This is a genomic window from Actinobacillus lignieresii (genome assembly GCF_900444945.1).
In the GTDB taxonomy this organism is placed as follows: Bacteria; Pseudomonadota; Gammaproteobacteria; order Enterobacterales; family Pasteurellaceae; genus Actinobacillus; species Actinobacillus lignieresii.
In genome coordinates this window covers 308,773-323,307 of sequence record NZ_UFRM01000001.1, presented here as the reverse complement: position 1 = coordinate 323,307, position 14,535 = coordinate 308,773, and the positions used below count along the sequence as shown (strand labels likewise).

General features: G+C 38.7%; 10 protein-coding genes. 4 read left to right on the top strand and 6 right to left on the bottom strand.

The annotated features are described in order from the left end of the window. The first annotated feature begins 249 nt into the window (after positions 1 to 249). From galT to DY200_RS01430, 4 genes are read left to right on the top strand one after another with little or no spacing between them, the layout of a single operon-like run. On the top strand, positions 250 to 1,299 hold the full coding sequence (gene galT, locus DY200_RS01445) for a galactose-1-phosphate uridylyltransferase (protein ID WP_115586641.1): 1,050 nt from the start codon (positions 250 to 252) through the stop codon (positions 1,297 to 1,299). Between the two features lie 27 nt (positions 1,300 to 1,326). After that, positions 1,327 to 2,481: a galactokinase gene (gene galK, locus DY200_RS01440; RefSeq protein ID WP_115586640.1), complete on the top strand. Its 1,155-nt coding sequence runs from the start codon at positions 1,327 to 1,329 to the stop codon at positions 2,479 to 2,481. A gap of 57 nt (positions 2,482 to 2,538) precedes the next feature. Then, positions 2,539 to 3,507 (top strand): galactose-1-epimerase, encoded by a 969-nt coding sequence (locus DY200_RS01435; RefSeq protein WP_115586639.1) that lies wholly within the window; start codon positions 2,539 to 2,541, stop codon positions 3,505 to 3,507. Positions 3,508 to 3,531: 24 nt separating this feature from the next. Further along, the gene (locus DY200_RS01430) at positions 3,532 to 6,537 is read left to right on the top strand and encodes a glycoside hydrolase family 2 TIM barrel-domain containing protein (RefSeq protein WP_115586638.1); all 3,006 of its coding nucleotides are present in this window, start codon (positions 3,532 to 3,534) and stop codon (positions 6,535 to 6,537) included. A 109-nt stretch (positions 6,538 to 6,646) separates the two neighbouring features. Here DY200_RS01430 and DY200_RS10755 read toward each other — a convergent pair whose 3' ends face one another. The 6 genes from DY200_RS10755 to DY200_RS01410 form a co-directional block, all read right to left on the bottom strand. Then, positions 6,647 to 6,886 (bottom strand): calcium-binding protein, encoded by a 240-nt coding sequence (locus DY200_RS10755; RefSeq protein WP_244924168.1) that lies wholly within the window; start codon positions 6,884 to 6,886, stop codon positions 6,647 to 6,649. A gap of 54 nt (positions 6,887 to 6,940) precedes the next feature. Continuing rightward, complete coding sequence (locus DY200_RS10750; protein ID WP_244924167.1) at positions 6,941 to 9,727, bottom strand: calcium-binding protein; 2,787 nt, start codon at positions 9,725 to 9,727, stop codon at positions 6,941 to 6,943. Further along, positions 9,669 to 11,186 (bottom strand): hypothetical protein, encoded by a 1,518-nt coding sequence (locus tag DY200_RS10745; RefSeq protein WP_244924166.1) that lies wholly within the window; start codon positions 11,184 to 11,186, stop codon positions 9,669 to 9,671. The genes DY200_RS10750 and DY200_RS10745 overlap by 59 nt, the downstream gene beginning before the upstream one ends. A gap of 23 nt (positions 11,187 to 11,209) precedes the next feature. Continuing rightward, positions 11,210 to 11,689 (bottom strand): hypothetical protein, encoded by a 480-nt coding sequence (locus DY200_RS01420; RefSeq protein WP_115586637.1) that lies wholly within the window; start codon positions 11,687 to 11,689, stop codon positions 11,210 to 11,212. A 188-nt stretch (positions 11,690 to 11,877) separates the two neighbouring features. After that, positions 11,878 to 12,975, bottom strand: a complete 1,098-nt coding sequence (gene apbC, locus DY200_RS01415) for an iron-sulfur cluster carrier protein ApbC (RefSeq protein WP_115586636.1) — start codon at positions 12,973 to 12,975, stop codon at positions 11,878 to 11,880. Positions 12,976 to 12,978: 3 nt separating this feature from the next. Further along, a complete protein-coding gene (locus DY200_RS01410) occupies positions 12,979 to 14,529 on the bottom strand; it encodes a peptide ABC transporter substrate-binding protein (protein WP_115586635.1) in 1,551 nt (516 codons plus the stop codon). Positions 14,530 to 14,535 lie beyond the last annotated feature (6 nt).

The following is a 14,535-nucleotide window of genomic DNA, read 5'->3' as shown; positions in this document are numbered from 1 at the left end:
CGGTCGCTTTTCCATTATTTTTGCAAAAAAGAGGGAAAATTCGACCGCTTACTTAAATCGAAATCCATAAAAATTCTATTGATTTCTATCACTTATTTTCTTTCCTCGACAAACTGTTTATATCGTTCAATTAGCTAAAATTACAGCAAAACCATCGGACTGCGCTCACTTCTGTGATCATTATCACACACAAAAAAATCAATGTCGGCTATACTCCAATTCTAAAAACTCAAATGGAGAAGTTCTACAATGAGCCAACAATTTATCCTAAACGACCACCCTCATCGTCGTTTTAATCCGTTAAAAAATCAATGGATTTTAGTATCGCCGCATCGAGCAAAACGCCCGTGGCAAGGTCAGCAGGAAGAAACCGTTGCGGACAATAAACCGAGTTATGATCCGACTTGTTATCTCTGCCCAGGAAATAAACGGATTACCGGCGAACAAAATCCCGTTTATAGCAAACCTTTCGTCTTTAAAAACGATTTCTCCGCACTACTGCCGGATACACCGGCACCGGAAGCCGGCACAGATCCGTTGTTCCAAATTTCACATACTCAAGGCGAAAGCCGTGTAATTTGCTTCTCGCCTGATCACAGTAAAACCTTACCGCAACTTTCGGTGGCTGAAATTGAGCAAGTGGTACAGGTTTGGCAGGAGCAAGCCAACGAATTAAAAGATCGCTATCAATGGGTACAAATTTTTGAAAACAAAGGTGCTATGATGGGGTGTTCCAATCCGCACCCGCACGGTCAAATTTGGGCAAGTAATTTCTTACCGAACGAAATCTCGATTGAAGACGAATGTCAGGCAAATTACTTTGCTCAATACGGTCGTCCATTGCTTCTTGATTATGCCGAGCGTGAATTAACTAAAAAAGAACGTATCGTCGTCGAAACCGAAGACTGGATTGCAGTGGTGCCTTACTGGGCTGGCTGGCCGTTTGAAACTTTACTGTTGCCGAAACACAAGCACTTTAAACGCATTACCGATTTAAACGAAGCGGAACGAGCGGATTTAGCTCTCGCACTTAAAAAGCTAACCACTCGCTACGATAACTTATTTAATATCAGTTTCCCATATTCGATGGGCTTCCATTTCGCTCCGTTTAACGAAAGTGACAATCAACATTGGCAGCTACACGCCCATTTCTATCCGCCGTTATTACGTTCGGCAACCGTACGTAAATTTATGGTCGGCTACGAGATGATGGCGGAAAGCCAACGTGATCTGACACCGGAACAAGCGGCGGAAAGATTAAATGCTGTGAGCGACAGCGTTCACTATAAAGATCAATAGAAAGAAATAGCGAGAGAGAAAGATAGAATGAAACCACAACAGCTTGCGACACAAAAATTTAGCGAACATTACGGCTACTCGGCAGCTCAAACCGTATTTGCTCCGGGGCGGGTCAATATTATCGGCGAACATACCGATTATAACGACGGCTTCGTAATGCCGTGTGCGATTAACTACGGAATGGCGGTCAGCTTTAGTAAACGTGAAGATTCGGTTTGGCGAGTGTATGCGATTGATATCGACGAGCAAGATGAATTTGATCTTAACCGACCGATTGAACCGTCCGAACATAAATGGGCGAATTACGTACGTGGCGTGGTGAAATATATTCAGGAGAAATGTCCTGAATTTAAACAAGGTGCGGATTTAGCGATGACTAGCGACGTACCGATGTCTTCCGGTTTAAGTTCGTCCGCCGCATTAGAAGTTTCAATCGGTAAAACTGCGCAAGTGTTAGGTGATTTACCGCTCGGTTTAGCTGAAATCGCCTTGATCGGGCAACAAGCCGAGAATAAATTCGTCGGTGCTAATTGCGGCAATATGGATCAACTTACCTCTGCGCTCGGACAAAAAGATCAAGTGATTATGATTGATTGCCGTTCGTTAGACATTACCCCGACACCGGTACCGCACGGCTATTCGATTGCGATTATCAACTCTAACGTGAAACACGATTTAGTCACCGGTGAATACAACAGTCGCCGTCAAGAGTGTGAATTTGCCGCTCAATTCTTTGGGGTAAAAGCATTGCGTGATGTTACACCGGAACGATTTATCGAGCGAGCGGCAGAGTTACAAGCCGAAAATGAGCTTGCCTATAAACGTGCAAAACATATCATCAGCGAAAATCAGCGTGTATTAGAAGCGGTTGAAGCGTTACAAGCGAAGGATATGGTCAAACTCGGTCAATTAATGGCTGGTTCGCACGACTCTATGCGCGATGATTTTGAAATTACCATTCCGGAAATTGATTACTTAGTCGAATTGGCACAAGTGGCAATCGGTAAAAACGGCGGCGCACGTATGACCGGCGGCGGTTTCGGCGGTTGTATCGTTTGCTTAGTTCCGGATGAGAAAGTAGAACATTTACGCCAAGTCATTGCGGAAAATTACGAAAAACAAACCGGTATTAAAGAAACTTTCCATCTTTGTACCGCTTGTGACGGCGTCCATCTTATTTAATCGTTCATATGCAGAAATCACGGAAATTTCCGTGATTTCTTACTTTCGGAGCAAGTTATGAAAACCTTTACCCTAGAAAACTCATTTCTCAAAATTACGTTATCCGACTTCGGTGCCGCTTGGCTTTCTTGTGTAGTAAAACATCCGAAGGGCGAACGTGAAGTGTTAGTCACTACCTCTGTAGAAAATTGGCAAAATCAGACCGCTTACTTTGGAGCAACTTGCGGACGTTATGCCAACCGTATCGCTAATGCCGAATATCAGCTTAACGGCAAAACCTATACTTTGGTTAAAAATGACGGTAAAAACACTTTACACGGCGGTGCTAACGGGGCGGATAAACAAATTTGGCAAGCGGAGCAGCTTGATCCGCAAGCGGTCAAATTCAGCCGAACTTTTGCAGACGGCGAACAAGGTTTCGGCGGTGAAGTGAATGCCATTGTGACTTATCGTTTGAATGGAAAAGAAGTCGAAATTGCATTTGAAGCAACCGCCAATCAAGATACCCCGCTCTGCTTTACCAATCACGCTTATTTCAATTTACTCGGCGCAGGTGATGTACTTTCGCATCAATTGATGATTAACGCAGACGAATATTTACCGGTCGGTGCAGACGGTATCCCGATTTTACCGTTTAAAGCGGTTGCGCATACCGGTTTTGATTTTTCAACGCCTAAACTTATCGGGCAAGACTTGCTGAAAGATACCGATCAACAGCTGGTAAAAGGCTACGATCACGCTTTCAAATTGGTAAAAAACTCTGCAAAACCGACCGCTTGTTTAACGGTTGAAGATCTTGCACTTGAACTCAATACCTCAATGCCGGCGTTGCAATGTTATTCAGGGAATTGGCTTGGCGGGCAACCGAATCTGAGCGGTTCAACTTATCAAGATTACGCCGGTGTTGCTTTAGAACCGGAGTTTTTCCCCGATTCGCCAAACCAAGCCGAACTGGCAAAATTCGGCGGCATTACCAAAGCGAGCGAACGCTATAAACACGATATTCGTTACACCTTTCACTTTTAATTTGTAAACATCGAGGAAATTATCATGATACTGCCGAATTACTTCCAAGATCCCAATACGCTCCACGTAAATACCGTTGAGCATCACGCTTATTTTATTCCGCATCAACAGAATGAAACCGCTTTAAGCGGTAAGCGCGAACAATCCGATTACTTTACTTTGCTTAACGGACAATGGGATTTTAATTACTTCCAAAGCTATCATGACCTACCGGATAATTTCCTTGATGTTGCGTTTGAACATAAAATTCCGGTGCCGGCAAATTGGCAAAATCACGGTTTTGATCATCATCACTATACGAATATTAACTACCCGTTTCCGTTTGAACCACCGTTTGTACCGCATCAAAATCCATGCGGCGTGTATCATCGTACCGTACAACTTACTCCGAAAAGCAATAAGCGTTATTTGCTCAATTTTGAAGGCGTGGATTCTTGTTTATTTGTTTACGTGAATAAACAGTTTGTCGGCTATAGTCAAATTAGCCACAACACCTCAGAATTTGATGTTAGCGATTATTTACAAGCCGGCACCAACCATTTAACCGTCGTGGTACTGAAATGGTGTGACGGTAGCTATTTAGAAGACCAAGACAAATTCAGAATGTCAGGCATTTTCCGTGATGTCTATTTGCTTGAGCGTGAACAAAATTATCTGCAAGATTTCTTTATTCAATATGAATTGGATGACGAATTACGTCACGCAAATCTGAAAGTGGAAACGCTGTTTAGCCGTCAGCCGCAAGCGATTGAATATCAATTACTCAACCCGAACGGCTTTACCGTTTTCAATCAAACCGATACGCATCTCAATATTGAGGTAGAAGATATTCAGTTATGGAATGCAGAAAAGCCGCAACTTTACACCTTAATTTTGCATACTGCGGAAGAAGTGATTGTGCAAAAAATCGGTTTTAGAAAAGTGGAAATCAAAGACGGCATTTTATTATTTAATCAGCAACCGATTAAATTTAAAGGAGTAAACCGCCACGATAGCGATCCGAAAACCGGTTATGCGATTAGCTACGCACAAGCGCATAAAGATTTACAGCTGATGAAGCAACATAATATCAATGCAATCCGCACCGCCCATTATCCGAATGCGCCTTGGTTTAGCGAGCTATGCGATCAATACGGTTTTTATTTGATTGGCGAAAGCGATGTCGAATCGCACGGCGCTTCAATGCTGACCGTCAAAACGCCGGAACCGAGTATTCTCTTAAATCACCAAAATGATTTGCAAACTGAGCGTATCCGCCAAGATATGATTGATAATTACTGTTACTTTGCCCGTGATCCGCTGTTCAAAAAAGCGATTTTAGATCGCCAACAAGCCAATGTGGAACGAGATAAAAATCGTACTTCGATTATTATTTGGTCGTTGGGGAATGAAGCCGGCTACGGTGCAAACTTTGAAGCAGCGGCAGCATGGATTAAACAACGCGATAAATCTCGTTTAGTTCATTACGAAAGCTCGATTTATCAACATTCCGCCGATAATAATGATCTATCGAATTTAGATTTTTATAGTGAAATGTACGGTTCAACCGAAGATATCGACCGCTATTGTGCTACCGTTCAGGCTAAACCTTTCGTATTGTGTGAATACAGCCACGCAATGGGTAACTCAAACGGCGATGCGGAAGATTATTGGCAAGCATTCCATCGTCATCCGCAATCGTGCGGCGGTTTTGTGTGGGAATGGTGTGATCACGCCCCTTACCGTGCTAACGGACAATTCGGTTACGGCGGTGATTTCGGCGAAAGTCCGCACGACGGTAATTTCTGTATGGACGGTTTAGTTTCACCGGATCGTATTCCGCACAGTAACTTATTAGAGCTTAAAAATGTGAATCGCCCTGCACGTGCCGAATTAATCGATAACCAAATTGTGATCCACAACTATTTGGATTTCACCGATCTCGCCGATTATCTGATAATTGATTATGAATTTGTCGAAAACGGCGTAGTCACAAGCGGTGGAAATTTATCCGTTTCTTGCAAACCGCACAGCAGCGTAATATTGCCGATTGAGTTACCAAAAAATAACGGGCATTTATGGCTATTGAATTTAAATTATCGCTTAAATACCGCGGTCGAATTATTAGACGAAGCGCATTCACTTGGCTTCGAGCAGCTCAATTTATTTAGCGAAAATAAATTAGGATTGCCACAATTCACGATTGAAAACAGTACATTTGAAGTACAGAAAGATCGCTTCCACATTAACGTACAAAACGGTCAATTTAGTTATCAATTAGATAAACAGAAAGGGATTTTCAGCCGTATTGAAAAAGCCGGTAAAGCGATTATTCAGCAACCGTTAGATTTTAATATTTGGCGTGCGCCGACCGATAATGATCGTCTCATTCGTGAAGCATGGCAAAATGCCGGCTACGATAAAGCCTATACCAGAGCTTATGAAATTCAGTGGCAGCAAAGCGAACAAGCGGTCGAATTTTCAGTAAAATCTGCCATAGTGTCAATTTCTCGTGGTCGCATTTTAATGCTAGATATTGGTTATCGTATTTTCAATGACGGGCAAATTTCGGTGGAAATCAACGCAATCCGCCCAACCGAATTACCGTATTTACCTCGTTTCGGTTTACGTTTCTGGCTTGCTAAAGCGGAAAATGCGGTCGAATATTTCGGTTACGGCGAACAAGAAAGCTATGTGGATAAACACCATTTAGCGAAGTTAGGCATCTACCGTACCACGGCAAAACAAAATCATACCGATTATGTTAAACCGCAGGAGAACGGCAGCCATTACGGTTGCGAATATCTCAAATCGGAAAATCTGTTTGTGAGTGCAAGCCAACCGTTTAGCTTTAATCTCTCTCCCTATACGCAAGAGGAATTAACGGCGAAAAAACATTGCTACGAGCTACAAGAATCCGATTACAGCGTGCTTTGTATCGATTACAAAATGAGTGGCATCGGCTCCAACTCTTGCGGTCCGAACTTAAAAGATCAATACCGCTTAATGGAAGATAAATTTAACGTGAGATTTGATTTGGTGGTGGGTTAGAATATTTCATTCCATCTATATTATTCATATATAGATTTTCTACATAATAAATTCTTTAGAAAAAATAAACCGGCATAATCGATTAAAATTGTGCCGGTTTATTCTAAGTTTATGATAAGTTAGTGATTATACTATCAATATAATGTCTAATACTCCCCTGAGGTATAAGAGAAATATTTCCTCCATTCTGTTGAGAAAAACTAGCCATTGCATCAACCAGCCTTTCTACTTCAGGTATAACCAATGTTCTATTATCTGACAAGCGTATATTTTCTACTTTATAATCTTGATGAGAATACCAATTCTGTATAGTAACACTATCTTCGCTAAGTAATGATTTTATAATCAAATGATTCTGCTCTCGACTAAACCATAATTCAGATATATGATCAATATCAGTAAATTAAATTGTATCAATATCTCGAGTACGATTTACACTATCAGAATCTTCATAAATAACATCTTGCCCATGTCCTTTACTAAAAATATAAGTGTCCGCACCGTAACCACCTTTTAAAGTATCATTGCCCGTTCCTCCTTGTAGGGTGCTACTCCAATCAGCATAATCATTAATCTCATCATCGCTATCCGTACCATACAAATGTATTCCTTCTTTAATTAATTCACTACGGGACAATGTTCTATCAGAAAATACAAGTTGGTCAAATCGATAATCTTCATGACTATAAAAGTACTTTATCTTCACTGAATCATTATCGTGATAACCAAATATCACTAAATCATTATCCTCTCGACGGAATTTCACCTCTGCATAATTCACATCTGTAAATTCTAATATATCAATATCATGTTCACGATGTTGAGTATCCGAATCTTCGTAAATAACGTCTTGCCCATGTCCCTTACTAAAAATATAAGTGTCCGAACCATAACCACCTTTTAGAGTATCGTTACCTGCGCCACCTATAAGAGTATCATCTCCTTTACCAGCCTCTATAATATCGTCACCTATATCAGCATTAATTACCGAGTTATAACCCCAATCAATAATATTATCATTCCCTGCCGTACCAAATAATGCCATACCTTGTTCTCTTAACTCATTTCTAGACAAGCTTCGATCCGCAAATACTAACTGATCAAATTGATAATCTTCATGACTATAAAAATACTTCATCTTCACTGAATCATTATCGTGATAACCAAACATCACTAAATCATTATCCTCTCGACGGAATTTCACCTCTGCATAATTCACATCTGTAAATTCTAATATATCAATATCACGTTCACGATGTTGAGTATCCGAATCTTCGTAAATAACATCTTGTCCATGTCCTTTGCTAAAAATATAAGTATCCGAACCGTAACCGCCTTTTAAAGTATCATTGCCCAGTCCGCCAATTAATAAATCATCACCTAAATCACCAACCAATTGATTATCATTTTTATTTCCAAGTAAAATATTATTCTCTTGATTAGCCTTTAAATTTATTGACTCGGCAAAAAGTATACCGGCAGACTTTAAATGTGTAATAGTAACATTCGAAGATGTTACCCAATTTTCATAAAAACCTTGTTCTTTAGCATAATCTATATAATAACTTAGCAATAGTAGACCTTCTTTCCACTTTAAATGATGTTCAAAGAATGAAAGATATTCACTTAGATCATATAACGCATTTTCTGGAGATTTATAGAAAGTAGCATTAAATAAAGCTTTTGTTCGAGAATAGTCATTTGTCCATTTGCCTCCAACTTGCTTTACATTAATGCTATATAAATATTTTTTCAAACGTGTTTGTAAAAGGAGAGAACGATAAGCAAGATCCACTGTAGTTTGATACATATTATTCACTTTATCGGTAATATAGCGAATATCTTCATCCGTTGTGTAATAAAGCTGATTAATATTTAATCCATAGAGCGAATTTAGCGTCGATATTCTCGCTTTAGTTTTCTCAAAATTCTGCATAACTACAGGATCATTTTTGCCATTACGGATATTATTTAGTTGGGTTGGTGTCACTCGAACGACTGCAGCACTATTATCAGTACTTTCTACTGTTTTAAGTAATTCTTTTTCGTAAGGTTTATATTGTAGATCCGTTGTAGCCCATTTATCTAAAATAACCGGTAACAATGATCTTTGTTCTTTATAATCCGAAGCAACAGTATATTTCTGTAATAATGTTTCCAACTCTACCGAAAGAGTAGCAGCTTCACGTAAATCTCTAACTCTACCTGTACCAGCTAAATTAATTGCGCGTTTTTGATGCTCAGTTAGATTTAGTGCTTCGGTAAATCTACTATAGAATGGATTAAAACTAAAATTTATATCTCCCATTTGAGAAAAACTACCGTCTGTCTTCTCATATTTTCCAAGTTGAGTAAGTATATTATCACCAAAAAGAACATCATTACGTTCTTCATATGCTGTATGTAACGACTTAATATTTAAGGCTTCTAAACTAAAAAGTTCTTCCGGTTCGCTAAAACCATTTCGGTTTAAATCCCTCCAAACTTGAAGCTTAGAAAATAACGTATCATTTTGATCGATAAGTTTATCTTTATTTACATCAAGATCAGATAATGCAACAAAGCCATGTGAAGAAATACTACCATCAGAAAGTTTATTTTTATTACTAAATAATTCACTTATATCATTAATCATACCGTCTTGATTACGATCTAATACTAAAAAACCATCATCGGCAGCTAGCCATCCTGTAGCCGTACGTATACCTATTCCTTCATGATCAAATAATGCACCTTTATGCCCATTCATAGATATAGTTTCTAATCCGTCGCCATCCAAATCCAAAGCTAAAGGATCATAAACATCATAATTACGCCCCTGGTTATTCGGTGTATTAGTATTTCCATTTTTATCATCATTATCATGCTGATTTAAATCTGATGCATTACTTCTATTATTTCCATGTCCGTTACCACCCCACTCATTATTACTTCCGGTATCAGATGAATTATTTCTAGAGCCACCTCCATTCCGTGGAGTATAAAAACCCGGACTGTTCTCATCATAGCCAACTGTATCTCCGCCAAGTAAATAAAAATAGCTATTAAGATCCATTAACCCAATACCTAAATCTCCATTTCTAAAATTTTTTATTGTAATTCCTTTTTTAGTAAGAGGATTTCCTTCTTCATCAATTGGAATTATGGTTAATAAATCTGCAGTAAAATCTACTAATGGACTTTTTAACAACAGGTAGTTTTAACCCTTTAACTTCGTAGCGATAATTAGTATATGCCCTAGAAGCTTCATCAATGTAATTGGACGAATAAGCAAAAGTTGCAGATTTATTGCTTGGTGTATAACTTTCTAAAATCGCCCCAATTAATAAACCTTTTTTAATTTCTTCTTTTTCTTTTAAATTATCCTCATTATCCTCTCTTTCAGGATCCGCTTTAGGTAAATTATTAGCTCTAATCAAATAAATTTTGCCTTTACCATCAGAATCTTCAATTAAGTCTCCTTCTCCAGCATGATAAATATCTTCCCCTTGACCTCCATGAAAAATATCCTCATATTCCGTACCTGTAACAATATCATCTCCATTTCCCATTACATAAACCACGCCATTTTTAACATAAGATGCCAAACGATTATCAATCTTAGTGAGACTGTCAATAATATCTTGTTTATTTGGTAAGGGCGTACCGAGATCATCATTGGAAATCCCCCCTAATAACATATTTCCTAGCATACTAGTTGTAATTCCACTTAATATGCCTTTGTCAATTTTTTGATTAGCAATATCAATTGTTACTTGTTTACCTGCGATTTTACGAGTAATTTTTGTTCCATTAATGTGAGAATCGCCTTCATTTGTACCATAAATAATCGGTTTAGGCCGACCGCTTTTTTCGTCTTGATATAAATGCTTAATTGAACCGCTATCCCATAATTTCTTAATAATTTGATCTAAACCGTCATAAACTTTAGCTGCATTAATTAAGCTCCAATGGCTCTTCCTATTTACCTCTTCTTTAAATTTTGTTTCATCTAAGGTATAAGTATCTACTTCACCAATAAAATCAATACCTACTTTTTTGCCAATTCCTGACGGATCAATAATACTTTCCAAACCTAAATTAACTAGATTTGACCAAAAACCTCCTTCAAAATCAAAATTTTCCTCTTTATTAAGTGGCTCAATTCCAAAATTCTCAATATAACGTTTTCCTGATTGTTCAACGACAAAATATAAATCTTTTCCAGCTTGTCCTTCTACATTATCCCGAATCTTAAATCCCGTAGTATTCCAAAGGTAAGCTCGTTCTAGTAAGTCACTTTTATTATCATCATAGAATCCTAAAGCTTGTATTTTGCCTGCAAATTTTATATTTGCACCATTTTGGGTATAACCTAGCATTTCTAATATCTGGGTTTTAGAATATTTACCCGGTTTTAACTCTGCTAAAATACGAGCTTGAGAACTTAAATTAATTAATGAATCTTTTGCAGTAAAAAAATATCTAACAATATCGAAATCGTTTGCAGTAACAAAACGTCCAACATCTAACATAAATTCTTTCTTATCAATTTTTCTATTTCTACTCAGAGTTTTAGAAATTAAACTATCATCTAATCTATTCCTAGGTAGTAACTCCTCTTTATATAAATATAAATTCGTTACATCTTGTATTGTTAATTTAGTCATTCTTGATCTCCTTATCTTATTTTTTAATCTAAATCATTTAAATCTTTTAAACCACCACAATTATCAAATGCGATATATTTCGTCCAATAATCGGGTTCTCTCTTAGCATTAGCGGCATAATAGCGCGTATAATTTACAATCACATACCTATAAGCCTTTCCTTCTAAGGTAAAATCATAGTATTCGGGAGGAAAATCAACAACTAACGGTTGAACCTCGCAACAATTTGGATTTAGCTTCTTAAACTCCTCCATGCTGGTATACCGTTTTATATCCCAACTTTCTCCTTTTTCTCCAATCATTCCTTCGGGTTGATGTTCTAGTACATAGTTGATTGCCCTATCTATTAGTTCCTGCTTGGTATGTCTATCGTCGAAATAAGTGCCGTCTTTCTCACAATAACCGCTGACCATCAGCTGTTGCCATTGTTCATGTTGATACCATTTATAACCGATGAAGCCGCTTAATGCTAACAGCACAACATGGCATATTTTTATTTTCATTATTGCCTCCTTTCAAATTAATAAAAATAACCAAACAGATAAATATCTTTACAATAACATAACATCCTGACAAACAAAATTATATCCGCCCAATATTGAATAATATTGATAAAAAAAGCGGTAGGATTTGCAAATTTTTCTGCAAATTCTACCGCTTGTGTTCTTTGTGTTTTCGTGGTTATTAAAACTTATTTTACTTCACGAATCATAATTTCAGACGGGATAACCGAACCTTGCCAGTATAATTCCGAAGCGACTTTTGCCGCTAATTCAATATAGGCTCGGCTGGTTTCGTGTTCCGGTGCCGCAACGACGGTCGGTGTGCCGGCATCCAAATCTTGACGTAAGCGAATATGCAACGGCATTTGTCCTAATACTTTAGTACCGTATTTCTTCGCCACTTTCTCCGCACCGCCGGTGCCGAAAATATCTTCGTGGTGACCGCAATTTTGGCAGATATGCACGCTCATATTTTCAATGATACCTAAGACCGGTACCGACACTTTTTGGAACATTGAAATACCTTTCACCGCATCTAATAACGCAATATCTTGCGGAGTGGTTACCACCACCGCACCGGTAACCGGAATTTGTTGCGAAAGGGTAAGTTGGATATCGCCGGTACCCGGCGGCATATCGATTACAAGGTAATCCAATTCCGTCCACCATGTTTCATTCAATAACTGGCTTAATGCCGAACTCGCCATCGGACCACGCCAAATGGTCGCATTATCATCCGCCATTAAATAGCCGATTGAGTTCGATTGAATACCATAGACTTCGATCGGTGTAATATGTTTGTTATCCGGAGAGGTCGGACGCTGATCTTGCGCACCTAACATATGCGGAATGGACGGGCCGTAAATATCCGCATCTAAAATCCCGACTTTTGCACCTTCCGCTTTTAACGCCAATGCAAGATTTACCGAGGTAGTCGATTTACCTACCCCACCTTTACCCGATGTTACCGCAATAATATTTTTTACGCCGTTTACCGCAGGATGGCTATTGGCACGTTTTAAGGTGGCGATTTGATAATTCAATAGCCATTTCACTTCGTTTGCCGCCGTAATTTGCTTAAGTTTCGCTTCGGTTTCCGCTTTCAGCGCTTCAAAACCGCTGTTCCAAGCAAACGGCATGGTAAATTCCAAACGTAAAATACCTGCGCCTAATTCCGCTTTTTTAAACGCATTCAATGCGATTAAGTCTTTTTGCAATGTAGGGTGAGTGAAATTTTGTAAAACAAATTTAATTTCACTTAATTGCTGTTCGTTAAGTTGATTCATCAATTAATCCTTAGGTTTCAGTCGATATAAGTGTTTACTATAAATTACTTCACTATCGTTATTTAAATCAATACCTAAAATGGTGGGATCTAATGCAACACGGCGATAGTATTGGAACATCGGAAGTACGGCGACATCGTCATCAAGGTGTTTAACGACACTCTGAATCAATTGTGTTCTTACTTCTTCCGTTAAATTTTGATTTTGTAACCTTTCCAACTTTTCATCTACTTGCGGATTATGATAATTGCTTTTGTTATCAACGCTTTTAGAATGAAAATGTAATAGAAACGGTAACGGATCGGCATATTCGGCACACCATCCGGCTCTGCTTAACTGATAATTTTTTTGTTCTCTTACCGCTAACAGTTGCGACCAATCGAGTGCTTGAGGGGTAACTTTAATTAAATCCGATTGCCCTAACGTTCTAATCATTTGCTGAGCGATTTCAGTATGTTTGCCCTGTTCGTCATAACTCAGCGTAATCTGTAACGGGTTATTTGAATTGATTCCCGCTTGTGTCAATAAAGTTTCAATAATAATCGGGTTCCACTGATGCTCAGTCGAATTTAACATACTCTTCGGTAACACCGAAAAATTCGCAATACCGTATTGATGCGGAATACGGGCGGACAAAATCATAGTTTTTATTGCCTGGCGAATTTCTTTATGCTTTAACTGAGGATCGGCAAAATTAAACTCATAATAATAATTACATAACCGAGGGAATTCCCAAATATTATGCTGTTGTCCTTCTAACGGATTCTCCACTATATCGAACGGTTTAATCGATTGTAAAACCGAGATACGATGATATTCCACTTTGGCAAAAGAAGGATCATTTTTAACCGCTTGCAGTAATAAACTTTTGTCCGTTTGAGCGGCTAATGCATAATCGCCATTCGTAATCAGCATATTAGGATTCGGTATCTCTCCCTGATAACTCGGCAATAAAGCAACGTGTGCCAACATTTTGGGTAAAACCAAATTCGGTTTTTCCAAGCGAATTTGTAATGTGGTCGCATTCAACGCTTTAACGCCCAATTCACCGACCGCTTTCTCTCCGTTCAGTATTTCTTTAGCGTGTTTTAACTGCATATAAACTAAATACGGTGCTAACGGTGAGGCATTCTTTGGATTAGCTAAACGTTGCCAGCTCAGCACTATATCTTCTGCGGTAACAGGTTCACCGTTAGACCATTTTGCGTTTTCATCTAAAATAAACAGCCAGTCTTTATTATTTTCGGTAAACCATGTTTTCGCTAATGCCGGTTGAACGATACCTTTTTCATTATAAGCCAATAAGCCGCTAAATAGATCTCGTAACGGAGCCGATTCCGCCGACGAATAAACAAAATGCGGATCCAATTGAAATTTATTCGTGTAAATCGCTCGTTTTAAAATATTATGGTCTATGATCGGAAGTGTTTCGGGTTTAGCCGGCTCAACATGCTTGACCGGCAAATCCCGCTCACAGGCGGATAATATAAGCAAACAAGCTAATAAACCGACAAGATTTTGGAAAAATTTGACCGCTTGTTTCGCAGAGTGCATCTCATT

What these genes read in the sequence shown, in the direction of transcription:
- DY200_RS10745 (WP_244924166.1), bottom strand. Translation starts at nt 11,186, where the DNA reads ATGACTAAATTAACAATACAAGATGTAACGAATTTATATTTATATAAA.
- DY200_RS01410 (WP_115586635.1), bottom strand. Translation starts at nt 14,529, where the DNA reads ATGCACTCTGCGAAACAAGCGGTCAAATTTTTCCAAAATCTTGTCGGT.
- DY200_RS01430 (WP_115586638.1), top strand. Translation starts at nt 3,532, where the DNA reads ATGATACTGCCGAATTACTTCCAAGATCCCAATACGCTCCACGTAAAT.
- apbC (WP_115586636.1), bottom strand. Translation starts at nt 12,975, where the DNA reads ATGAATCAACTTAACGAACAGCAATTAAGTGAAATTAAATTTGTTTTA.
- galT (WP_115586641.1), top strand. Translation starts at nt 250, where the DNA reads ATGAGCCAACAATTTATCCTAAACGACCACCCTCATCGTCGTTTTAAT.
- DY200_RS01435 (WP_115586639.1), top strand. Translation starts at nt 2,539, where the DNA reads ATGAAAACCTTTACCCTAGAAAACTCATTTCTCAAAATTACGTTATCC.
- galK (WP_115586640.1), top strand. Translation starts at nt 1,327, where the DNA reads ATGAAACCACAACAGCTTGCGACACAAAAATTTAGCGAACATTACGGC.
- DY200_RS01420 (WP_115586637.1), bottom strand. Translation starts at nt 11,689, where the DNA reads ATGAAAATAAAAATATGCCATGTTGTGCTGTTAGCATTAAGCGGCTTC.